This window comes from Flavobacterium sp. 38-13 (assembly GCF_001899155.1).
GTDB lineage: Bacteria > Bacteroidota > Bacteroidia > Flavobacteriales > Flavobacteriaceae > Flavobacterium > Flavobacterium lindanitolerans.
This window is the reverse complement of record NZ_MKVG01000018.1, coordinates 55,591-78,240: the sequence shown is the minus strand read 5'-3', so window position 1 is coordinate 78,240 and position 22,650 is coordinate 55,591. Positions and strand designations below refer to the sequence as shown.

Annotated in this window: 21 protein-coding genes; all 21 read right to left on the bottom strand. The window is 37.5% G+C overall.

What is annotated here, in order from left to right; translation table 11 throughout:
• Positions 1-19: 19 nt before the first annotated feature.
• The 21 genes from BGO88_RS12755 to BGO88_RS12655 all read right to left on the bottom strand — a co-directional run bounded on the left by BGO88_RS12755 (position 20) and on the right by BGO88_RS12655 (position 22,614).
• On the bottom strand, positions 20-676 hold the full coding sequence (locus tag BGO88_RS12755) for a hypothetical protein (RefSeq protein WP_286707112.1): 657 nt from the start codon (positions 674-676) through the stop codon (positions 20-22).
• Entirely contained in the window at positions 673-2,214 is a 1,542-nt protein-coding gene (locus BGO88_RS12750; RefSeq protein WP_286707111.1) for a hypothetical protein, read from the bottom strand. Before BGO88_RS12750 ends, BGO88_RS12755 begins: the two co-directional genes overlap by 4 nt.
• Positions 2,198-3,091, bottom strand: a complete 894-nt coding sequence (locus BGO88_RS12745; RefSeq protein ID WP_286707110.1) for a hypothetical protein — start codon at positions 3,089-3,091, stop codon at positions 2,198-2,200. Before BGO88_RS12745 ends, BGO88_RS12750 begins: the two co-directional genes overlap by 17 nt.
• A 40-nt stretch (positions 3,092-3,131) precedes the next feature.
• Entirely contained in the window at positions 3,132-3,749 is a 618-nt protein-coding gene (locus BGO88_RS12740) for a hypothetical protein (RefSeq protein WP_286707109.1), read from the bottom strand.
• Positions 3,734-5,245, bottom strand: a complete 1,512-nt coding sequence (locus tag BGO88_RS12735) for a hypothetical protein (protein ID WP_286707108.1) — start codon at positions 5,243-5,245, stop codon at positions 3,734-3,736. The genes BGO88_RS12740 and BGO88_RS12735 overlap by 16 nt, the downstream gene beginning before the upstream one ends.
• Before the next feature lie 14 nt (positions 5,246-5,259).
• Positions 5,260-5,817 carry a hypothetical protein gene (locus tag BGO88_RS12730; protein ID WP_286707107.1) on the bottom strand — a complete coding sequence of 186 codons (558 nt, stop codon included), beginning with the start codon at positions 5,815-5,817 and terminating at the stop codon, positions 5,260-5,262.
• Positions 5,801-7,387 (bottom strand): PAAR-like protein, encoded by a 1,587-nt coding sequence (locus BGO88_RS12725; protein WP_286707106.1) that lies wholly within the window; start codon positions 7,385-7,387, stop codon positions 5,801-5,803. Before BGO88_RS12725 ends, BGO88_RS12730 begins: the two co-directional genes overlap by 17 nt.
• Positions 7,388-7,407: 20 nt before the next feature.
• The gene (locus tag BGO88_RS12720; RefSeq protein WP_286707105.1) at positions 7,408-9,243 is read right to left on the bottom strand and encodes a type VI secretion system Vgr family protein; all 1,836 of its coding nucleotides are present in this window, start codon (positions 9,241-9,243) and stop codon (positions 7,408-7,410) included.
• Positions 9,244-9,421: 178 nt separating this feature from the next.
• Positions 9,422-10,246: a hypothetical protein gene (locus tag BGO88_RS12715; protein ID WP_286707104.1), complete on the bottom strand. Its 825-nt coding sequence runs from the start codon at positions 10,244-10,246 to the stop codon at positions 9,422-9,424.
• 61 nt (positions 10,247-10,307) lie between these two features.
• Positions 10,308-11,723: a DUF4280 domain-containing protein gene (locus BGO88_RS12710; RefSeq protein WP_286707103.1), complete on the bottom strand. Its 1,416-nt coding sequence runs from the start codon at positions 11,721-11,723 to the stop codon at positions 10,308-10,310.
• 22 nt (positions 11,724-11,745) lie between these two features.
• Positions 11,746-12,495: a hypothetical protein gene (locus BGO88_RS12705; protein ID WP_286707102.1), complete on the bottom strand. Its 750-nt coding sequence runs from the start codon at positions 12,493-12,495 to the stop codon at positions 11,746-11,748.
• 11 nt (positions 12,496-12,506) lie between these two features.
• Positions 12,507-14,405 (bottom strand): phospholipase effector Tle1 domain-containing protein, encoded by a 1,899-nt coding sequence (locus BGO88_RS12700; protein WP_286707101.1) that lies wholly within the window; start codon positions 14,403-14,405, stop codon positions 12,507-12,509.
• 33 nt (positions 14,406-14,438) lie between these two features.
• Positions 14,439-15,551, bottom strand: coding sequence for a DUF2931 family protein (locus BGO88_RS12695; protein WP_286707100.1), 1,113 nt, complete (start codon positions 15,549-15,551; stop codon positions 14,439-14,441).
• A 23-nt stretch (positions 15,552-15,574) separates the two neighbouring features.
• Entirely contained in the window at positions 15,575-17,383 is a 1,809-nt protein-coding gene (locus BGO88_RS12690) for a type VI secretion system Vgr family protein (RefSeq protein ID WP_273236604.1), read from the bottom strand.
• A gap of 27 nt (positions 17,384-17,410) precedes the next feature.
• Positions 17,411-18,142: a tetratricopeptide repeat protein gene (locus tag BGO88_RS12685; RefSeq protein ID WP_286707099.1), complete on the bottom strand. Its 732-nt coding sequence runs from the start codon at positions 18,140-18,142 to the stop codon at positions 17,411-17,413.
• Positions 18,143-18,152: 10 nt separating this feature from the next.
• Entirely contained in the window at positions 18,153-18,731 is a 579-nt protein-coding gene (locus BGO88_RS12680) for a hypothetical protein (RefSeq protein ID WP_286707098.1), read from the bottom strand.
• Entirely contained in the window at positions 18,731-19,672 is a 942-nt protein-coding gene (locus tag BGO88_RS12675; protein ID WP_286707097.1) for a polymorphic toxin type 23 domain-containing protein, read from the bottom strand. Before BGO88_RS12675 ends, BGO88_RS12680 begins: the two co-directional genes overlap by 1 nt.
• A gap of 10 nt (positions 19,673-19,682) precedes the next feature.
• The gene (gene tssD, locus BGO88_RS12670; protein WP_056067942.1) at positions 19,683-20,078 is read right to left on the bottom strand and encodes a type VI secretion system tube protein TssD; all 396 of its coding nucleotides are present in this window, start codon (positions 20,076-20,078) and stop codon (positions 19,683-19,685) included.
• A gap of 114 nt (positions 20,079-20,192) precedes the next feature.
• Positions 20,193-20,579 (bottom strand): type VI secretion system tube protein TssD, encoded by a 387-nt coding sequence (tssD, locus tag BGO88_RS12665; RefSeq protein WP_056067940.1) that lies wholly within the window; start codon positions 20,577-20,579, stop codon positions 20,193-20,195.
• A gap of 195 nt (positions 20,580-20,774) precedes the next feature.
• A complete protein-coding gene (locus BGO88_RS12660; RefSeq protein WP_056067939.1) occupies positions 20,775-22,142 on the bottom strand; it encodes a DUF5458 family protein in 1,368 nt (455 codons plus the stop codon).
• Between the two features lie 7 nt (positions 22,143-22,149).
• Positions 22,150-22,614, bottom strand: a complete 465-nt coding sequence (locus BGO88_RS12655) for a hypothetical protein (RefSeq protein WP_056067937.1) — start codon at positions 22,612-22,614, stop codon at positions 22,150-22,152.
• Between the last annotated feature and the right edge of the window lie 36 nt (positions 22,615-22,650).

Below are 22,650 nucleotides of genomic sequence, written 5' to 3'. Positions count from 1 at the left end.
AGGCGGGGTTTTTTAGTTATTATAGTTTGGCAAATTTGCCGTCAGGCGTGATTTTATATTTGAGATATTGGGCAAAAGTAACACCTTCTTCATCCGACTTAAAATCTTTGAGATGGATTATCCTGTCAGAATCAATATAAAAATATCTTGCTGACTGCCCTAAATCGCTTCCGTTAAGGTAGGACACAGGTAATTTATCAATCACTTTTCCGTCTTTAATGCTCAATAATACATTCTGGGTTTGACTTTCGGGATATTCGCAGGTCTTACAGTCTATTTTACCTTCATAGAGTACGGAAATTATTTTGAAGTTCTTGCCATCAAAAACCTGAGCGCTTTTGATTTCTATTTTTGACTTCCCGTTTTTTATTTCATTTGAGGGAATGAAGTCTTTAGCTATAAAAGTTTTTGCTTTAGGATAATTTATTGCAATTGTGCTTCTGGCGGGATTGTCCTTATCCTGAAATAAAAAAAAGCTCATCTTATTATATAAAGAATCCTGTAAGGCATCACCTCTTGACCAATCGGCAGGAAATTCATGAAGTACATTTTTGTCTCCATAAGGCAGATTTACTTTAGCAGATTCGCTTATTTTTTTGATAGTACTGACCTGACTGATACTTTTACTACAGGAAAGAGTGGCTATAAAAACGAGTATGGAAACTATTTTTCTCATTGGTAGATGTTATGAATCGAATTACTGTCAAAATCTCCGGAATGCAAATGGTCGTTGTGGTCTCCCGCATATCTGTGCGCATTTCGTAGCCAGGCCTGCTGTGTTGTTCCGGCAATTACCTGGGCAAAATTCCAGTCTACGAAAGCATTTAATAAATCCTGTTCGTTTTGTCGGTTGGCCAGATAGCTAGTGTCTACGCTATCTCCATTGGGGTGTGCCAAACTAGGATAGCTGGTTGCATCGCCAAAACACATTCCTGTTGAATTTACACCTGCTAATCCGTATTGCGATAACACACCCACAAAAGCTGCGAAACAATCCGGATTACAGAATCGTCTTTGCGTATTGGAGAATCCATAGGCAATAACCCTACCGTTTACAGTAACATTAAGCGTATCCGGCATTCTGACCAAAGGTACATTGGTTCCGGAAGCCGTATAGCGGACAATCCTGAGTGCACCCGGAAAAGCTCTGGCATTTCTGTCATTTCTGTGCGTTCCGGTTGTGACAATAGCATTTGCAAAAATATGATTGGTTTGGGCCGCGCCTCCGGCAGGAGCATTTTCTGTACGAAGCGCACCTGGCGGCACTGCTCCAAGTTGCTGTCCGTTATTCCTGCCCATAACCGATGTTTTATCACAGGTAGCAATAAATACTTCATTGCCATAAATATCGTAATGGTAATAGGTAACCTGTGTCGAACTTGGATTTTCAAGCTTGCTGATTTTCCTCCTGACTGTACCGTTCATAGGAAGGAAATTATAGGTGCCATCTGTGTAGGTATTTCTGTTGTTGGTTCTTCCTGATAAAACTCTGGCGTAGATTTCATAAAAATTCCTGTTGCCAACCCGAAATCTTCCCTGAGCATCACTATTCAGGAAAATACCCGCTTCTTTAACTTCTTCTGTACTGTCAGGACCGTAAGCGCAAGGCTCATTATCTGTTCTTTCCACAACTACTTCCAGATTGGCCGTGTGTGTAGCCGCCGCCGCTATATTGGCTGCCCAGGTATTGAAATCGGTTCGTAAGGATGGCCTTAGCTGTAATTTTATAATAGCTTTGTTTTCATGGTCTGCCAGATTAGTATAATGCTCATGTGAACCGGATGGATTTTCGGTTGTTCCCTTATTGTTCAGGGCATCAAAATTGCCGACAACAGCAGTCATTTTTCTCCTGACTTCGAAATTCTGGGTTGACGGATTGAACCACATCAGGTTTAGGGTTTCTGTATTTCCTGTCAATGTATTGTCGGCCGGACGAATCACAACATCTATAGACAAGGTTGCCATATTTTCGGTTTCGATAACCAGATAAACAGTCTTACCCAAAACAGAATCATATGGCAGGTTTTGTCCGCCTTCCTGCTGTGCATGGAGTGAATCTATTCGCGTAAATGCCACATTTGCTCCTTCATTCGTAACAGTCTTTTTTGCAAAATAAACACGGGTTATCTTTTGCAGGCTATCGTCTGGCGTAACTGGCGAATACGGCGGATTCAGCGTTACTGTTTGTCCTGTATCATCAATTGTTATCGGCATCGTTTAATTCATTTAATTGATAGCTTATTGTTTTTCTATAATTGTTACCGAGTGAAAACTCAATCTCGATACTCGCTTTTTTAACCGTTCCGGTATTCATATTAAAAATAAAACTGCCTTCATATTTGTCAAGGCTGGGTTTGTCTTTTTCAGAATCAAATGAAACTTCTTTCTTTTTTATTGACTTAAAAATCATGTCGTTGTAGAATGGCGCAATCATTTTTCCCTTTACTCCAACTTCGAGTTCCCGTTCTTTTAATTTTATTTTTTTTACGCGGGCTTCTTCCCCAATATTAACGACCGCATTTTCCACAAAATTCAAATATCTTACACTTCTTTTTTTCACCGATAAAGGCGTATATCTGTCATAAAACGGATTCAGAAGCAGACCATGCTGTCTATAGTTTTTTATATCTAAAAGAATCCTCCTATCGTTGCTGTAAAACTCCCTGAGATATTGAAACATTTCTTCTACTTTAGGCCCAACATTACTTTTGGCTAATCTTTCTATTTTTTCTTCCAGCCTTTTTTGAATCTGATGCTGGTTTACCAGTTTATTGATATTTAAATGCTCGTCTGTTTCTAGAATTATATCATCATTTACCTCAGCAATACGTCCTAAAAAATCTTTCTCAGTCAGTGAAACGGTTCTGTTTTTATACTCGATATCAAAGACTTCCAACTGGATCAGATAGGTTTCAAAATCTTTTTTTAATATTGTTGAGTGTATTGTTTTATTAACTTCACTTTTTAAAACATTGCCGTTTTCTGTGGTTATTTCCATCATTGAAAATTTATAAAACTGCAAATGCTCTTCAAGATACAAGCTGATATCTAATTCTTTTATGCCTTCAACTGTATCGGTAATATTTCGCATAGTAAGACTTTTGCTTTTGAATTATGAAATTTAAAAACGATTACTCCCAATTCATTTTAACACCTTTTTTTCTGTTGGCTATGCAATCTTCAATCGTATATTTTACCGGACAATCAAAACAATCTTTAGTTGCAAAAACATAGCCGTCATTTAGTGTAATTGTATCTTTAATTTTAATCTTCTTTTCGTTTTGGCATATTGAGTTGGCCTGAAATGATGCATAGTCATTTTCTCCAATTTTTATATCCTTTGACCCATAACTGTAAGTCAGCATTCTAACAATATAATCTTTGTTCACCTCTAGTTCATAAGCTTTGGAAGAGGATGTACTTGAATATTTAATGACCGTATTATTACCATTTTTGATGACTTTGTCAATGGCAAAATCCTGTTCTAACACGGATTGATTATTGATCACCTTATTTGAAACCGGAACTTTAATTTTTATGTTTCCTATTTTACTATTGCTTACGGTATAGCATGCTTTACAATTGTAGATTGTTGGCTGGGAAATTTTACCAATGACCTTGTTGTTTTCATATACCAAAGTTGAATCTGCAACAAGAGTGTTTTTCTCTGCTGCATTATGATTTTGGGCCTTGCATGAAAGCAAAATCATACAAGTAATCAATAAACTGGTTGTTATCTTCTTACGCATTCGGTATCGTATTTAAAAAATTCTCTAGTCCATTTCGTATAATTCTTTCTTTCAGCCAAATTATTTTCACCACCATTTATAGCCACGGTAACTAACCTTATATTTTCATCTTCTAGTCCTTTATCCATTTCGGTGAGGGTAGTTGGCTTATAAACTGTAGAAAACCATCCCGCTGAATTAAATGCATGGAATAATTCCTGAGATATTTTTTTTGCAAACGTTTTTAAACCATCATAAAAGGCGGTGTCTAATCCGGCAGTAGTGGCGGCCGGCCTCTTTGCAACACAATCGCCAACACTTTCATAACCGCTCCTTGTGGCTATATAGGTATCATAAAAGGTGGTTGTATTGATATAATCATAGTAAGCCAGGTAATTGTAATCATGCGTTATTTGCTTCATACCTCTACCCTGGAAATCCACTCCTCCTTTATAATTGTCCGGCACAGAAGTTCTGCTTTCATAAGTGTATGTAAAACTTATCGTTTCTAAATACATCTGCCCTATAAAATGAATCTTTCTTTTGCATGTATTAATGTTGAATTTTTTAAACATAGCATTCATTTCATTGACGAATAATTGAATTTTATCTCTATTGTCTGAAATTTTACCGGTAGAAATAGAAATCTCGGTTATTTTTTCACTTCCGTTGTTAAAGAAATGGTCTCGTTTGCTTACATAATTTTGTTTGTCTCTGAGATGATAAATCAGATTTATCATTTCATCCACGGTAATATCCCTATTACAATAACATGGCGTTCCTAAAACTTCAAATCGTTCCTGTTCTTTATTTAAGAACTCATGTGTTTCATCAGGAAACTTTATTTCGTCTGAGGTTTCTGTCACTTCCCCTTTTAAATATACAAAAGCATTTTTACCGGTTCTCTTATCAAATTTTTCTACCAGCTTTTTTAAATCGGCATCTGTTTTGGGCCGTAACGTAATTTCCTGCTCGTATTCACTTTTATCTTTTGTAATTGAAAATTCAACCTTGTCTTTTTCCTGATCTCCAATCAAAAATTTAACCGGGGCATCATAAACAGCTTCCGTATTGGCTAATTTGTTTTCATTGATTTGAACCGTCAGTTTTGCCTTATCACCATGACAATTTGCTACGATGTAAACCTTTTTCCCAATCGTTGCTTTTGGAATTTTTACCATTTCAAATCCATCTTCCTCTTGTTCTTCCCAGGTTACTTTTATCTGATCATTTGGTTTTAAAGCCGCTGTATGATCAGGATCTGTCGCCAGATTCCGAATGGTCTTTTTTTCGGCTTTAAAGGTATCTGTATATTTTTTTTTGACATCGGCAATTTTTCCACCTTTATTTACCGTATAGGTTTCTTCTTTGGGTGTCCATTTAAATTTCTTCTTTTTTTCGGCAAAATAAATGGCAATAACATCCACTAAATGATCAACAACATGTGGCGTATCATATACTTTTTGATTCGGATTTGCTGAATACGATTCGTTATTTTGTTCTTCACTTTGTGCCATTGCAATTTGGTTTTTTAGTTGAAGTCACTTCCTTTTTTATAGTGGGATTTAATTTTCTTTATGAGTTCCGTCCTTATTTTAGGATTCAAATCACTCATGGATTTATTTAAATCTGCATTCAGAACACAATCGTCTTCTTCTGTGCATTTAAAAGGAATGTGATACAAATATTTTTTGTCGTTATATAAAATAATATAAGAGAGCTTTTTCTCTGAATCAGAATTACTGCAATAGGAGAACGGAATAAAAATTACCCTGGCTTTTTTTAAGTTATAAAACCAAATGTTTTTCTCACTAAAAGCAATCATTTCCATTTGATAATCCGGATCATCGAATTGCACATTTAAGGAATGTTTTTTGTTTTTGAGGCTTACATCAATCATTGTTTTATGACCATCAAAAGGAGGCTCATCAGGATTACATAAAGCATTTACGTTTACTGTCAACTTGTTCATTCCGTTGCAATCTTTCCATTCTTTAGAAATTGAGATCGAATCAACTTTTACGACTTGTGATACAACTTCATTTGGAAGAAAAGCAACCAGTAATAAAAGCCTAAGTAACACTTTCACCTTTAAGTTCTCTATAATAGATTGGTAATTCATAATCTTCTTCGTTAATTGTATACTCTATTGGATAAACACTTGAATTTCTTACACTGTAAGCACTAACTTTAACGGCATCTCCCTGATTTCCTCCTAATCCGAACAGATGGGTTCCTTCTTTATTTTTAGCTACGGCAAAAGTGACGTGCTTTTTATTGTTTACGACACATATCGAGCCTAAAGCTAATTTGCCGCCATTAGTGGTTTTAGCCCAAACCGGATCATCAAAATGGTCTGGCAATATGACCGTTTTTCCGTCTTTTACCACTTTCTTATTTCGATATCTTGTATTGGTATGTCCGTAACTGTAAGCTCCGGGATCACATTGGGCAGAAAAACTGTTTTGGGTCAAGCACCAGCCCACAAATGAAGCGCACCACGCATTGGTAATCGTTGCACAGCCGGAAGGTTTGTGTTCCCTGTTTACCTGATGGTAATCATTAATGATAGTATTGCAATGAGTGGCTTCGGTTACTCCTTTTTCCATTTCTTTTCTGGCTGTTGTAAGCCAGGCCTGTTCTTTGTTTTTTATTTTGAAATACTTACCCTCTTCTTTTAAGAAGGCATTTTTGGTGCCTGAACCACTGTCAACTCCCATGTATTCCACATTAGGTTCTGAGCAATTTATTTCTACATAAACCAACGCTTCTTTACTGGCATCGGCTGCAATGAGTTTTGCCAAATCAAATGACAAATCATCCGGTTTTTGGTTGAGCATTAATTTTAAAATGCCTTTATCTTTAAAAGTATCTTTATTTGATAATGTAGCATCAGACGCTAATTTTCCTATTTCCACTTCAAATTCGTCTTTTGCTTTTACATTTTTATAATTCTCCGGTTTTGTAATGGCATCAATATCTTTTAAATCAATAAAACTTATTGCCGTATCCACATCTGAAAGTACTTTTCTGACACCGCTTTTTATTTTTACTTTCAATTTTTTTCCAGCTAACCCAACGGTTTCTATAACTAAGGCAACACCATAACTTAATCCGCGTTCATCTACTTTTGTTAAATTGAAAGTGGTGACATTCTTTTCCGTTTTTAGCTCAAATTTTGCGAAATGGGCATTTATGATTAGTGGAGATGGCTTAATCGCAATACTTTCGACATTGGGTATTGGGCTTGCTACTGCCGTATTAAATTCAGGATTGCAGGTTATCGTTGATTCTTTGACCAGCACTTTCTGGTTCTGTACCTCAGTAGTTCCAAGATTTTCCCATGGACTTAATTTTATCACGCTCATACAGGGTGGCGGCTGCATGTTTCTTGCAGGCCATTTGGGATGTCCACAGGTTCCTTTAAATTGAAGGTTAATCATATTGTTGCCATCGCCTTGTGTAGCCCATAATTGATCCTGAAGCCTCAATTCGTTCGAAGTTACTTTTAATTCACCCAACTGTTGTGCATATTCACATTTTAGCTTGGCGCCATGCATGACTACTTCTCGCTTTTCTGAAGGAGAATCTCCGGAATCCTTTTCTTTTCGTTCCGCTCTTTTCTTTTCGAGTTGAGCCTTGTGCTGTTCTGTAGCCATAACTTATACTATAAATAAGATTATCCTTTACTAACTTTCACATCTTTACCGCCCTGGATTACCGTTAGCGTAGTTCCTCTCAATTTTAAATCACCTTTAGAAGTCTGGATATCCGAATTTCCTGTAATCTGCCTGTAACTTTCTCCAACATTGTCGGTTTTATTATTCTTAACCGTAACATTTTTATTTTCAGAAGATTGAATGTAGTTTTTCCCAATAGTTTCTGTTTTATTGCTACCAACTGAGATATTTTCGTTGGCACCTATTGTAGTGGCCATGTTTTCTCCAACATTGATATCCAGATTTTTGCCCACCGTTATTTTCATGTTATTGGGCGCATTGACATCAATATTGCCTTGCCCGTCCATAAGCCAGGTATTTCCGCTCGGGTCTTCAATAAATACACTTCCGGCCGCATCGTCCATGATAATTTTTGTTCCTGAACGGGTCTGGATTACTTTTTTGTCGTTTCCTGACGTGCTATATCCGCTGGAAGCGCTTCCGTTATACATTGCTCCCAATACAAAAGGTTTTTCTGCATTGCCGCCTTCAAAAGCCACCAATACTTCTTCGCCAACTTCAGGCACAAAATAAAATCCTTTGCCACCACCGGAATGTGAGTTTACCATTCGTATCCAAGGCGTACTTTTACCAGCATCTTTCTGCCAGGCAAAGGCTACTTTAACGCGTCCGAGTCCGGCAGGATCAGCATTAGAAATCACGGTTGCCGGTTGTGATTCAGCTGTTGGAAAACTATGTACATTTCCATAAGGCGGAGCAACAACACTTTCCGGAACAGCATCAAAAGTATTATGATAGGTGCCCGACTCATCACAAACATGCATGATATCGGTAATGATATAATTTCCAAAATTCTGCTCCTGCAGACCATCCAGAATATTTCCAGTCAGGGAAAAAGCAGGTTCCTTAATCGATACTACATCACCAATACGCAAACCGGTCTCATCGGATTCACCTTTGGCCGTAACCATATCTGCGGTTCGCGATTGCAACTGCGTGGTAACACGGTCGATCAGGTGCGTTCTGGAATTCCCTTCTTCTAAAGAATGGGAATACAGCATGGTAGAAGTGTTTGTAAAAAGTTTTTTGGAGGACTCAAAAATCGCTTTTGAATAGCCGTCCTGAGGTTGGTAATCTACTTCGGCCGAGCTGGCTTTCTGAGTATCTCCATTGGATGGGTCATAACCAAGGTATTCAAATCCGAGTGATTTTGCCCTCATCTCAATATTGAAAGAATGCAGACTTCTTCCGTAGTCCAATGTGAAGTTTTTAGATTTCGGTTTGCCAAACTGTAGCTCTTCACCATTAAAAAAGAACCATTGTCCTTTTTTTTGCGCTATCCTGCAAAGGAATGAGAAATCACTTTCCGCATATTGAACGGTATAAGGCAGTGCTGTGTCTTTTGAAATTTCTACAGTCGGTTTCAGACTGTCGCCTGAATAATCTTTCAATATTTCCTTAACTATTCCTGATAAGGTTTCGTCATTGAAGGAACGGGTGTTTGGCGGACCTTCCAGTAAAATTGTAGGGCTATAACCATTGATAATGATACCGCCTGAAGCTCCGGACGTTCTGATCATTTGGGCTTCTGTGATGATTCCGTTAAAAATCAACGGAGAATTTGTCATCATGTTAGAGGGCTTGATATTGATAGTGACTGACTGCCCTACATATTTTTGAGCCTTGTCTATAGCCTGACTTACAAATTCTTTTGGAAGTGGCTGTAAAATAGAAAAATGATGGTGCGAATGCACCTTCTGGTTGATGACAAGTTTAGAAAAGCGGGTCAGGTTTTCTCCCCCAATCTGAATCTGAATCTGAGTGCTGATCGACATAGCATTAGATTTTAATGGTTAATAGATTTCGAGGGGGGAAGTTTGTCGAATTATGTGTAGTGAATTTACTGTTTTTATGGCTTAAAATTGATTTCTTTAACTTTTTATTAAGAAAAAATACTATCGTAACATTCTGGATATAAAACCTTAACGCTATTTAAAACAAAAAAAACTTTTTTTAAAAAAACTTCGTAAAATCGCTATCTGGTTTTGGCTTTTGGCTTATTATTTTTTTCTGCAATTTGGATTGGTATTTTATAAAACTGTATTCTTTTGCCGTTGAAAATTGTTCCCATCTGACAGACACAGAATCTGAAAGCGTCTTTTTATTCTGGTACAATTCAATCTCAGAAGACGATCTTTCATTGGTTTCTGAAATGTCATATTTAAGATATTTCTGATTGGCTTTAGCCTTTGTCTTCTTATAATTTTCCCCTTCTGCTTTTAAGAAATCACCTTGCTTGCTATAAGAAAAAGTGACTTTTTGCTGAAAAAACTGAGAATCGGTCTGGTTGTTTTTGTTTTTGGTGGCAATTTCCAAAAGTTTAAATCCTTTTTCTGATTTAGTTTGTCCCCAGTTTTTACTTAACGGCTCAAATAGTGGCTGATAATCGCCTAGACCATCTTTTGTCAAGGCTGCTAATTCAAGAACCGAATTTTCCTGTAATACTTTTTGCATCAGGAATTTATAGTAGGATTCATTTACGGTATAGCTATCATCATTAACAAACACCTTATTTTTTTCAAACCGAACCCTTATGGTTTCTTCAGGCTGCGTATCTTCTTTGTAATAAAAATCAATTGCGTTTGTATTTTTTGGTGTTTTTTTAAAAGTATACCGGTATTGCTTTTCGATTCGCTTTGGGTCATCTTCAGCAGCTTTGTAAATAAAGATTGTGTCATTATTTTTAGGGAAAATACCATAAAAATTATCGGTTGTTTTCTCTCCATTTTCAACCGTAATCTGCTGTACCCATGCTATAGTGTAGTTTTCTGAGGTCATTTTTGAGACACAAAAAGACAATAGCAGTGTACTGAAAGAAAGGATTACCGTTGTAATAATTTTATTTTTTAACTTCAGTTGCATTGGTTAATCTTGTTGGGGTTAGTTTCCAAAAAACACTTTTTCCGGCAGCAATAGTTCCGGATATTCCATTTGTGGTTTTGACACCTGTATCATAATAAAAATTACCACTTGTCCAATTGTTCGTATCTGTAAAGTCAGAAGCAGGGATGGCGTATTTTATTCTATCGGCAACTTCTACTTCCTGAAATAGTGGTTTGCCGTCTTTTCCTTTTTCCTGTTTGCCATCTTTTCCTATAACAGGTTTTTTGACTTTCTTTTTAGTGTGTTCGTGGGTTCCTTTATCTGTTTTGGCATCGTGATTTTCTTTATCCTTGTATCGGGCAGAAGTTCCGTTAGCTTTCAAAAACTCATCGTAAACATCTTTTGGAATCTCAACAAACTTATATTCATCGAATTTATTCTGTCCTAATTTGTTATAGGGATTGGTTTCAGAATTTCCCCAGGCTAAAAAGTCGGTTCCATCCCAAAACTCAGCTCCTTTTGTCAGGTCATCTTTATCTTGTAAAACATAAAAAAGTGCCTGTCTGGTTAATTTTGATTTGTTGTCTTTTTTGGTCTGTGACAATTCTGTTTTATTTGGAACAGATGAATATCCTGTGGAAAGCAATTTTTTCCATGTTGTTTTTGTATTTTTTGCCCGATTAAAGCTGGCATAAGCAATACATTTCAATTCTTTCAGATCTTCTTCACCTGCCTCATGGCTGACAATGTATGCTACATAACAAAAATCAGAATGTGTAATATTTGTCCCGTTTTCTTTCAGAAGCTCAGCATTTTTGAATACCTCAACCGGTTTTCCCTTGGAATCATTTTTAGTTTCTTTTCCGGAGCATACATATACGTCGTTTACACTTCCTTTATATTCTTTCTTATCGGCCTTTCCTTCAAAAGTGCCATCTGTATTGTAGAAATGTCCGTTTACTAAAACTTCTTCCTCCTGAGGTACCGGTGCTGCGACAGCGGCAACTTCAGCCGGGGCACTCCTTTGCCCGCTATCAGTAATTTCTATGGTGCTTCCACCATAATTGCACGGAATCGTACTTTTTTTCAACAGCGGAAATTGATCCTGAACTTTAAGTGTTCCCACATCTTTCCAGTCTCCGAGTTGCATTACTGAGGCACATGGAGCGGCACTATTGGGGCTTTTGATACAGGTTCCCATAAAAATAAGGCTTCGCATGTCTTTTTCAACAACCGTAGCAGTCAATTTATCCTGGGTTGTAGGCGTGTCAAAATTGACCTTCAGGATTCCCTGCGGATTTGTACAAAGCGTACATTGTATTTTTGCCATATCAATGACAAGCTTGAGATCTTCAGAGACTTTATCCTCTTTTTCGCGCTCTTCCCGCTTTTCGGCTATTTCTTTTTTATTATTTTCTTTGACATCTTCCATGGCAACATATTTTGTGCTTTTTCTAACCTAAAAAAAGCGTGGCATATTTTACAGATTGCGTATCATCTTCAATTTCAATCAAAGCTTCCTGCAATTGATAATCTTTGTATAGCAGTTCTCCTTCGTATTTATTTATGTTTTCCGACCTGCCTTCTATTTGATATCTGACCCATTCTTTCTTTTCCGGATGAATCTTTTCTTCCGCTTCACAATTTTTAAAATCATCGACTATTTTTTTTCTGACTATCGGCATTTCCCATAAAAGATAATTGCCAAACAAACCATGAAAATAAAGTCCGAACATTTTATAGGTCGACAAAAATTCGATTAGTCTGGTTTCATCATTCAGAATTTTGGAAATCTGACTAAAATAGTTTTGTATAAATTTCCCTTCATATTCAACTTCAAGCCTTTCCCTTGTTTTATCCCATCTGGAACTCAATTCTTCCTTATTAAAGATACGTACAATTTTTCCTGTATAATCTACTCCGGCTTCTATTTCGTCAAAGGCATAACCAATTTGTTTTATCAGATATTCATCAGCTACTGCTACATTACTTTTGATAGAAATTCTGGCCGTAAAAATCTGATAAACGTCCAAATACCCTTCTTTACCAATTGGCATAATCTGTACTTCCCTAATATACGATTTGTGAACCGGACTTCTCTTATTCGAAAAATCGTCAACTATTGTTTCAAACCGATAGCTATATCGTGCTCCAACCTTAGGCTCGAGATGGTATTCTCTTAATCCGTGAACTATTGAAATCATTCTTTATAATCTTAATATTCACCTCTAATTCTATTCTTTGCAGGTTCCATACCAAACCAGTCTCTTGATGCCGACCAATGGAAATATTGGTTACGCAATTTTCTCAGGAGCGTCTGCGGATGATAGGCTGTCACCACAACTTCTTCTATGTTTATAACATTTGGATCGGGATCCGGTTCCGGTTCCTGCCCCAATCCAGGAGGCATGGTTGGCCAGTATTGCTTTTGCCCGTCAAATCCCGTTGCATTTTGTTCTTCGTAAACTTTGCTTTTTTCCAGTTCTTCCAACAGTTTTTCCAGATTTTCTCTGTTGATTCTTTCCTGTTTCCTTCTTGCCAATTCTTCGTCACTGACAAAATCCCATTCCGGAATTTCATCTTTCATATAGCCTTCCAGATATGTTTTTGCCTGTTTTAATATCTGATTACCTTCAACGCTGTATTGGATTGTAAGGTCATCAATCAGTGCATTACTTTTTGCCTGGGTTTTCATCATGTCCTTGCCAAATTCTTCCATGAAATGTAATGGCAAATAGCTGTATTCTTTTCTGACATATCGTGTTCCGCTCAGCTTTCTGTATACAATTCCACTCGTTAAAAAATTCCAGAACTTGTTGTTTATTTCTATCTGGTCATCATGATACCAACCTCCGGCTATTAATTCCTGCCTGTATTTTTCCAGCTGCCACAATGGTTTGTGGTTTGATGTTTCTATTTCGTCTTTATACTCCGTTTCATTTTCATAGGCGCCGCCAATGTCACAATGCACACCCGGGAGGTTTTTTTCAATCGCCCTGTCCTTGATTTGTCGGATTCGGGTCAGCGAGAAATTTTTCCGGTGTTCGTCTTTTGCTGTGAAATGCACCATCTTTTGGAAATAGCCCAAATTATTCAGTTGCAATTCTTCCACGTCATTATCAAAATGAGTGGAGAATACTTCTTTTGCCGCTTTCTTAAAAAAGCTGTCATCTTTCAATTCACCATTAACATCATATTCTCCCAATCTTCCTCCTCCTTCACCATAGGAAGAAACCGTATCATAAATCCCGATGAATCGTACTACAAGTGTGATATCTTCCAGTTCTTCAGCGGTTATATCTGTATTTTTCAGGATGCTATACCCCAAATGTCCCATTCTTGGCAGTTTTCCTTCCACCAAAACTTCAGAATTTACTTCCAATCCATCTGCATCGCCAATGGTTCTCCTGTATTTTCTAACCGGCATTCCTTCAGAATACGGGTCTATAGGATAATAACCGTCCGGCATATTGAATGGCTTGGGTTCATATGCTTTTTTGACATTTACTTCATGTACAAAATTTCGTGCTGAAGCAGCACCACGGCTAAAACCAAAAGCATCGACCGTTATTTTGGTCAGTACCTTGTTTCTGTTATTACCTTTTCTTTTTTCTTCATTAATCTTATTGGCCATGATTTCGCAAGCCTTTCTTACTTTGGCCCTGACTCCGGTTAATCCTGCTCCAAAAGCAAAACCATCCTGGCTGTCTTTTTGCTTGTCATCTGTTCCCATACCTTCAACATAGATACGGTATTCCTTGTCACAATACTTCCACATCCGGGCTACATTTGTGTAGTCGTTACTGTAGCTGTTGTCGGTTCCCATTTTGTCCATATAGGTTCTGTGGGAACCGATTAAGTATTGTTCATATTCTGTAGGATTTGCAGGAACGCCTTTTTTCATCAGCCTTTTATAAGCTGCTTCATCTCTTTTTACCGATTCCGCTATCTGCTCATCGGTCAAATTTTCGACACCGCCGTTCCTGTATTTCCTTCTAAGTTCCGTGTTTGTTTTATTGTTTAAAGTTCCATCAATAAAGACGCCAAAAGTCATTTCCAGCTCTTCTTCAGGACCTTTTGATTCACCGGTGTTATATACAAAACTCTTACCCATGGCTATTCTATTAATCTGTCAAAAATTTCAAATCTATTTCTTACGCGATTTGAAAATATTGATATTGTTTTCTTTTAATGCTATTGTTTTATCATCTGTTTTCAGCGTAACCGTCAGATATGTGTTTGTTTTATTTACCGTAAGTACCAGCGTTGCTTTGGCATTCGGGTCTTTTTCATAGATAGCAGCAAATGCATTAAAGATTTCTTTTTCATTAAAATCGAGAGAACCTCCATAAAGCTGTCCTTGCTGGTCGTGCCATCCCAAACTCAACTGCTTTGGTATAGCTCTTTTGGCATATGTTTTTTCCGGAAGATTTTCAGGAAAGATTTCATCTCGTTCTCCATTAAATAAAGTATAGCTGAAATCGGCTACTTTTCCGCCGTTATCTACAACAAAGTCAATTTTCCAATCGTACTGTTTTCTATAAGTGTCCCATAATCCGAAGGGAATCGGTTTGTTTTGATTTGCTTTCTGAACTTCCAGCGGCACAAAACTTTCTTTAGACATGATTCTCTTGACATTAGCTTCATCAAAAAGAAGTTTGTCATGGCTATCCAGTTTGTCAATTTCTTCCTGCGGAATCGTAATTTTCTCTGCCTGATATCTGCCTATTTCTACTTGCTTCCCCGCTCCGGCCAACCAGATTACGGCTACTCCACCCGGCGCAAAACCTACAATTATGGTTCTATAATTTTCTTTTCTTCGGCCCCATTTCTTATTATTTTCTTCGTAGCCTTCCTTAAAAAGCTTTACCATTTTATCATGGTCAATTTCGGTATCGATGTCGTAGAAAATATTTTCTGCATATGAAATCCAGGTTACATTAAGCCGGTTTGGAACAGGTTTCTCGCCTGAGCTCATTCCGCTTCCTAATTCTCCCCAGTTGCCTGCATCAGGACCAAGACTCAAACTCACATAGCTCCCGTCTTTGGCTTCGAGTCCACCTCTGTAGACCTCAACAGGATACCCTAACGGGCTATTGATGTTTTCTTCCCAGTAAAATTTTTCTACATTCATTGTTTTTGTACTATTGTCTTTAAGTGCTTTGTCTTTATCGTTTTTACTTGTGTTGTTTTCTTTGCAGGAACTACTGAAGGCCAGCAAGAGCAACAAGAAGAAAAAATAAGATTTCGCGATTTTCATTTGTATGATTTTGGCCTCAATGTTTATCCTTTATTCACTTTAGCATCTATAGCTCCCAACACTTTGGCAACACCGGCACTTTGGAAGAATATATCTCCCTGTTCTGCCTTGTGTGTCGTCGTTCCGGTACTTTCTTTCAGGTCACCGCTTACTTTGACTGTTTTATTCTGGTCAATCGTTTCAAATGCTTCCTGAGCCTGCAGCTTATCTTTTAATGTGACATTGGTAGTCCTGTTTTCGCCAATGTTTGTAATCATGTCCTTACCTACAGAAATATTAAAGTTTTCGCCAATGGTAAACGTCATGTTTTTTGGAGCATTTACATTGATATTTCCTTTTCCATCCATAAGCCATGTATTGCCACTCGGGTCTTCAATAAAGATACTTCCTTCGGCATCATTCATGATTACTTTCGTACCAGAACGGGTTTGGATTACTTTTTTATCATTCCCAGAAGTGTGATATTCGCTCAAGGCAGAACCATTATACATAGCGCCCAATACAAAAGGTTTTTCAGCATTTCCTCCTTCAAAACCAACAAGGACTTCCTCACCTACTTCCGGAATAAAATAAAATCCTTTTCCTCCTCCGGAATGCGGATTGGTCATACGAATCCATGGTGTATTGGCACCTGAATCTTTTTGCCAGGCAAAAGCAACCTGAATTCTTCCCAGTCCGGCCGGATCATCATTTGAAATTACAGTAGCCGGCTGTGATTCTGCAACCGGAAAACTGTGTACGTTGCCATAGGGTGGTGAAACGACCGTATCAGGCACAGCATCAAAAGTGTTGTGATAATTTCCTGACTCATCGCAGATATGCATAATATCAGTAATGATATAACTGCCAAAATTTTGTTCCTGTAATCCGTCCAAAAGATTTCCTGTCAGCGAAAAAGCCGGCTCCTTGATGTTTATTACGTCGCCTATTCTTAATCCTGTTTCATCAGAATCGCCTTTTGCAGTTACGAGATCCGCAGCACGAGACTGCAATTGGGTCGTTACACGGTCTGTCAAATGGGTTTTTGAATTTCCTTCTTCCAAAGAATGGAAATACAGCATTGTTGACGAATTTGGAAATAGTTTTTTTGACGATTCGAATACGGATTTTGAGTAACCTTCGGGCTGATAATTCGCTTCTGAAGAGCTTGCTCTTTGGGTTTCACCATTGGATGGATCGTAACCCACATATTCAAATCCAAGAGATTTGGCCCTCATTTCAATATTAAAGGAATGAAGTGACCTGCCATATTCTAAAGTAAAGTTTTTAGATTTCGGTTTACCAAATACCAGTTCTTCTCCATTGAAATAAAACCACTGTCCTTTTTTCTGTGCAATCCTGCATAAAAAAGAAAAATCACTTTCCGAATATTGTACCGTATAGGGTAAAGAGGCATCTTTTTGTACGGAAACGGCCGGTTTAAGACTATCAGCGGAATAATTACCTGTCACTTCCTGAACGATATCCGCAAGCGACTTATCAGTATATGATTTCGTATTAGGTGTACCTTCCAATAAAATAGTCGGACTAAAACCATTAATAATTATACCTCCGGAAGCTCCAGCTGTACGAACCATCTGAGCTTCGGTAATAATACCATTGAAAGTTAATGGAGAGGCCGTCATCATATTGGACGGATTGATTGTTATTTTTATGGCTTGCCCAATATAACCTTGAGCCTTATCAATGGCCTGGCTTACAAATTCTTTAGGTAAAGGCTGCAGTAGTGAAAATCTATGGTGCGTATGCACTTTTTGATCGATCACTAATTTTGAAAAACGGGTAAGTGTTTCTCCTGCTATTTCTATTTTTATCTGAGTACTGATTGGCATGACTCTACTTTTTTTAATAAACTGTTTTTATTTCTTATCGGAAACCGTCTTTGGAATTGATTTTAGTTTTTCCTTCGCTCTAGCATAATCCGGCTGTATTTCCAATGCTTTTTTATAATCTGCAATTGCCTGTTCTTCTCTGCTTAATTCCAAGTAAAAGTCCCCCCTGTTTGTCAGTATCTGAGCGCTTGGAGGTGCTGCATTTAAAGCCTGTTCATAAGCTTTCAGGGCTTCATTCTGCTGATTCAGTTCTCTGAATAAGGACGCTTTAAAATTATAGCCGATACTCCAATTTGGATAGGCCGAATTGAGCTTTTCTATTGTTTTTAGCGCTTCCTCAATTTTGTTATTTTCCGCCAAAGCTGTTGCTTTGTTTATGTAAAACCATTTGTTACCCGGATTGATAGCCAAAGCTTCATCAAAAAGCAGTACGGCTTCATCATATTTTGCTTCTTTGGTTTTCAGCTTCCCGATAAAATTCTTGATGTCGGCGTTTTTCGGATATTTTTTATCCATTTCAACAGCCAGTTCCAATGCTTTTGAAGCATTATTTTCACGAATAGCCTGACTGACTTTCTTGTTGATGTCTTGTATTTCCTGAGGAAAGGTTTTAATCCTTGCAGAAAGTTCCGCATTTTCAGCTTTCATTTCCTGAAGATAGGCATTATCAAGATCAGAAACGGCATATTTTTTTTCTTGACCATGTAACTGTATAGCCAAGAAAAAAAACAGGAGTATGTATTTTTTCCCAATCTTCATCTTTTTCTGATTACCATCCGGGCTTCAAATTACTGAGCCCTGATTTTTCCAAAGGCACAAAAACATAGGTTGCCTTATAATTATCTGTGAAATGCTTGTCGCTAAACTTTCCTTTTCCGTCAATAGTTTCTGTAACAATTACCAGCTTTCCGTTCTCTACATATCCATAGCTGTAAACTGCCACATCACGGGGTATGGTAATACGTTCTATCACTATTTTATTGCCCTGAAGACGATAATATCCTTCCAAATGGGTTTTAAATCCAGCTTTATTGGTTGAAGCAATATGTTCTTTAATGCTTTCGAGATAGTCCTCTTCCCTTTTTATTTTGCTATCCAAATCAACAGTAAGATTTGCTTGCCCGGTATTGTAAAATTTATAGAAAATATGCTCATCAGCCTTACGTTCTCCCGTATCCTTATTCCAGATAGATTCTAAAACATAAACTCCGTCTGTTCTCAAAAGCGCATCCGGAGCAAGGGTGAAATTTTCCTCAAACAAATGATAGTCATTCCTGACGTATACCTTTTTGGAACAGGAAAAAAAAAGAGCCGCCAGGAGCATCATAATCCATAAATTATTTTTCATTAAAATCCTGTATTAATATTAGGTCCTATCTGTACTTCCCAATAGTTTGGTCTTTCAGACGGGATCAGGTGAAAATTTATAAATCGGTGTATCATATCCTGCGAATACATATGGCCTTGGCCAATTCCATTGATTCCTATACTACCTTGTGGCGTTCTTGCATGAAAAGAAGTTCTTCCCTGGTTTAGGTCAAATGAATGTGCATTAGGATTCCACGCAACTCCATCTCTTTTAAAATTTAAAAAATCCTGACCAACTTCAGTAGCTGTAGTAGGCGTATAGTTGAATGCCTTATCCTTGAATTTTTCAAATCCGCTGCTTCCAATATGTCGCTGTTCAAAATCAGCAAGACTTCGTTTAGCAGCTTCAGAATCAGTAACACTTTCAGAATCAGTGTCAGCTGTAAAAACATCACTGGCAATAATCATCTGATAGTTGCTTCTGTTATTTCCCAGGATCACCTTTCCACCTCCGGTCCACCAACGATCGTGTCCATCGGCAATACCAATTTTCTTAAAACCGCCAAAGTCATTGTAGAACTGGAAACCGAAATTACCGGCTCTTAGCTGTACAAAACCTACCTGCTGATTCCTGTCGTTATTGTTCAGGACCATGCTGGTTCCGAGTGTTCCTGAATATTTATAGGTGTCTTCCATTCCTGTTCCGCTATCCATATGTAAAGGATAGACAGACATTGGATTGGTACGACCCCCACCAACTGTCAGTTTCCCGGTCATGACAACATCAAAATTCATGGCATTACTGCCTGAAAGCGCTCCCATACCTCCATTATAGGCATTGATGGCGATGTTAACACCCGGATCAACCGGACCAAATCTTCTGCTGACACCCACGCCGGCTGTACCGCTAAAATATGATTTTGGACCTCCGCCGAAATGCCAACTCAACCCTATAAAAAATTTAGTATTAAGTTCGTCCATAAAATTTATTTTAGAATTTCAACGGCCAGTTTCTTACAAATTGAGAACCGTTCATATTAATTTCTTTTGCTGAAATCACGATTTCAATTCTCATGGACATAGTATTATAGGCAACAAAAGCCTCATCATATCGAATGCAATAGGCTTCTTTAAATTGAAGCTCCCTCATTTTCGATATGGCGTCACGCCTGTAAAAAGTCAGTTTACCGTTTTTAGTCTGGGAATTGCTTACCATCCAATCAAACAGCATGGTACTTTTTGTAGATTCTACAACGATTCGGATTTTTCCGCCAGCCGGATCAGCAGACGGCTTTCCGCTTTTATCTGTATCTTGACCAAGAGTGCATTGAAATTCCAAAACATTCAATACCTCTCCATCAATTTCAAGCTTTGCTAAAAATGACATAAGTAGATAGATTTAAATAATTAAAAAAACTGCAAATAGTACGATATAATGATAAAGGGAATGTAACAGCACAAACCCTTTATCATTAAAAACTTGAAAGTAATTCTAATTGAATTAAACCCATTCGTTAATGTGCTCACCGCCACCCATAGAAATTTCTTTTGCAGAAATTGTGAAGGTTTCAGTTAAAGGATTTCCATCCTGAGCATCGAAAGACTCTCTGTATTTTACAAGATATCCTTCCTTGAAGTTCATTTCTTTAAGTTTAGCGTCGGTATCGCGCTTAACATACTGGATTGATCCGTCTTTTCTCTCGAAGTTGTTAGTCATCCATTCAAAAAAGAATGAATCTCCGGTTGATTCGACAGTTAAATTGATTGTTCCTCCGCGTGTAACAGAAGATGGGCGACCACTAGCATCTACTTCTTGATGCAAATCATACGAAGCGTTCAAAATGTTTAATTCCTTTCCGCCAACTTTTAGTTTTGATTTGAATGACATAATAAAAAAATTTAAAGATTAAAATTTATTAATTGTGATAGAAGTTGGGGGGATTTTCTATTCTACTATTCTGATTTTCAGTTACTCTAAGATATTAATTTTTTAAATTCCCTGCAATTAATTTGAGGTTAAATTATCAAGAAATTAATGCTAATACATTGTTTTTTAACATTATAAGGATGTTTCAGCCCAATCTTATTTTGATTCAGCATATTCAGTATCCCAATCATTACCGTCATCACCTTTTTGGCCATCCATTTTGATAAGGAAATTCTTAGCCGGGAAATACGGTTTCAATCGGATATCCAAAAATATTCTGTCTTTCTGATTCGGATCCTGTTCAAATCTCTTGATTTCAAAATCTTCAATAAGCTTGTCTGGTCCGGCAACATTGTCTAAGAATTTGACAATCTGGTTCAGGATTTCCTTTCTTGTTTTGGCATTGAAGTTTTCAAAAGCTCTTCTGTTTAGGAAATCCATCAGCACTTTGGTCACATAGTCAAAAACCCTTACAACAGAATATGTCTGAAGTCCAAGGTTGTCACCGTTGAAAAGCGTTTTGCCCGAAAAAGCCATAACTTTTCCATACTCGTTTACCATCGGGATCAATCCTAAATTTTCAAGGTTGGCAATTTCGCTCTTCTTTAAGTCGAATTTTACTCCGTCAACCTCGTTGATTCCTCCGTATTTCTTACCAGCAGTTACCTGAGACATCAAAGTGTTGTATACTTTTCCTGCCAATGCAGTCGATGGCGGAATAAATAAATGATCGTCTTCTTCGATTTCATCATGTTTTCCACGACCTACCAGCCAGTTACATGCCATCATTACATTAGAACGATAGGTGTCACCACCTGTCAGGTTAGCTGATTCAAACATTTCCATAACATCATCCGGTTCATCCAAATGCTGGAAATCTGTAATCAGCATTACTTTATTATCATAAGCAATCTTTGCCCATTTTTCAATAACCTTGTTCGAGCCCAAATAGCCGGGGATTACTAAAAGCGAGTAATTTTGGCGTAAATCCAAACGGTCAAATCCGTTTACTAATTCTTCCTGAATGTTATCGATAAAACGAGAATTGTCAAGATCTTTCAACTGGTCCAATTCTGCATTCATGATGGACACATTCTTAACTTTACTTTCTTCAGTATTTTTATAGAAAAGCGAAAGTGTTCTGTAGTTTTCTTCCAGTTCTTTTGACTCTGCAACAGCAATAGCAAGGTTTTTCTTTAGCGTCTGTTCAGCTATATCTGATTTTTTAGCACTTTCAGAAACCAAATCCAACAGATTGTCTGTGGTCTTTAATGATTCTGCCCAAAGCTTAAGCACTGTTTTTAATGCCTGGCGCTCTGCTTTTTTGCTGCTTTCGCTTAAGAAAATATTTTTACGTGCTTTACGCTCAGGGTTTAGGTTCTGGACACCTTCAATAGCGCCTTCCAATAAATCGAAGCCTCCGTACTGTATAAAAGATTCAACATTTTGTTCCAGTGTTCTGGTTGAACGTTCCTGATTCGCCAATGTTGTATTTGTTGCTTTAGTGTTTTCTTGATTTGCCATGGCTTAATTATTTATCAGATTGTTCAATTTCTTTTATTAATGCTTCAATAGTATCAATGATCGACTGTCTTGCATCAGGATCCTGAAGCGCCAATTTTAAAACCTTATTGGTTTTTAATTGTTTGATCATTTTTTGATATTGTTCGTTTTTAGTTTTTAAATCTGTCAGAAACGGACTTTGGGCTATAAGACCATTAATAGAAAAGTCTCCAATATTTTTAAATCCTAATTCTTCACGCGTAACTTTACCGTCTTCATCTTCGAAAGCCACATTGATTTTTGGATCAAAATGTTCAAAAACCTCATCCATATTTTTTAAACCTGTAACGATTTCCGGACGCACAGGCGTATTAGGCGTTAATTTTTGGGCGATTAAAGTTTTATTTTGTGGGATTTCGAGAATGCTTTCCTGACCTTCCTGTCTGACTTCGTTACCCCCGATTCCATAACTGTTTGAAAATGAATTTGCCATGCTGTCTAGTATTAAATATTAATTTTATAGTATAGA

Excerpts from the sequence above, each read along its gene's own strand:
- BGO88_RS12680 (WP_286707098.1), bottom strand. The coding sequence starts at position 18,731 with ATGAAAAATAATTTATGGATTATGATGCTCCTGGCGGCTCTTTTTTTT.
- BGO88_RS12675 (WP_286707097.1), bottom strand. The coding sequence starts at position 19,672 with ATGGACGAACTTAATACTAAATTTTTTATAGGGTTGAGTTGGCATTTC.
- BGO88_RS12725 (WP_286707106.1), bottom strand. The coding sequence starts at position 7,387 with ATGGCTACAGAACAGCACAAGGCTCAACTCGAAAAGAAAAGAGCGGAA.
- BGO88_RS12710 (WP_286707103.1), bottom strand. The coding sequence starts at position 11,723 with ATGGAAGATGTCAAAGAAAATAATAAAAAAGAAATAGCCGAAAAGCGG.
- BGO88_RS12660 (WP_056067939.1), bottom strand. The coding sequence starts at position 22,142 with ATGGCAAATCAAGAAAACACTAAAGCAACAAATACAACATTGGCGAAT.
- BGO88_RS12720 (WP_286707105.1), bottom strand. The coding sequence starts at position 9,243 with ATGTCGATCAGCACTCAGATTCAGATTCAGATTGGGGGAGAAAACCTG.
- BGO88_RS12705 (WP_286707102.1), bottom strand. The coding sequence starts at position 12,495 with ATGATTTCAATAGTTCACGGATTAAGAGAATACCATCTCGAGCCTAAG.
- BGO88_RS12745 (WP_286707110.1), bottom strand. The coding sequence starts at position 3,091 with ATGCGAAATATTACCGATACAGTTGAAGGCATAAAAGAATTAGATATC.
- BGO88_RS12685 (WP_286707099.1), bottom strand. The coding sequence starts at position 18,142 with ATGAAGATTGGGAAAAAATACATACTCCTGTTTTTTTTCTTGGCTATA.
- tssD (WP_056067942.1), bottom strand. The coding sequence starts at position 20,078 with ATGTCATTTTTAGCAAAGCTTGAAATTGATGGAGAGGTATTGAATGTT.
- BGO88_RS12750 (WP_286707111.1), bottom strand. The coding sequence starts at position 2,214 with ATGCCGATAACAATTGATGATACAGGACAAACAGTAACGCTGAATCCG.
- BGO88_RS12715 (WP_286707104.1), bottom strand. The coding sequence starts at position 10,246 with ATGACCTCAGAAAACTACACTATAGCATGGGTACAGCAGATTACGGTT.
- BGO88_RS12655 (WP_056067937.1), bottom strand. The coding sequence starts at position 22,614 with ATGGCAAATTCATTTTCAAACAGTTATGGAATCGGGGGTAACGAAGTC.
- BGO88_RS12700 (WP_286707101.1), bottom strand. The coding sequence starts at position 14,405 with ATGGGTAAGAGTTTTGTATATAACACCGGTGAATCAAAAGGTCCTGAA.
- BGO88_RS12755 (WP_286707112.1), bottom strand. The coding sequence starts at position 676 with ATGAGAAAAATAGTTTCCATACTCGTTTTTATAGCCACTCTTTCCTGT.
- tssD (WP_056067940.1), bottom strand. The coding sequence starts at position 20,579 with ATGTCATTCAAATCAAAACTAAAAGTTGGCGGAAAGGAATTAAACATT.
- BGO88_RS12735 (WP_286707108.1), bottom strand. The coding sequence starts at position 5,245 with ATGGCACAAAGTGAAGAACAAAATAACGAATCGTATTCAGCAAATCCG.
- BGO88_RS12690 (WP_273236604.1), bottom strand. The coding sequence starts at position 17,383 with ATGCCAATCAGTACTCAGATAAAAATAGAAATAGCAGGAGAAACACTT.
- BGO88_RS12740 (WP_286707109.1), bottom strand. The coding sequence starts at position 3,749 with ATGCGTAAGAAGATAACAACCAGTTTATTGATTACTTGTATGATTTTG.
- BGO88_RS12695 (WP_286707100.1), bottom strand. The coding sequence starts at position 15,551 with ATGAAAATCGCGAAATCTTATTTTTTCTTCTTGTTGCTCTTGCTGGCC.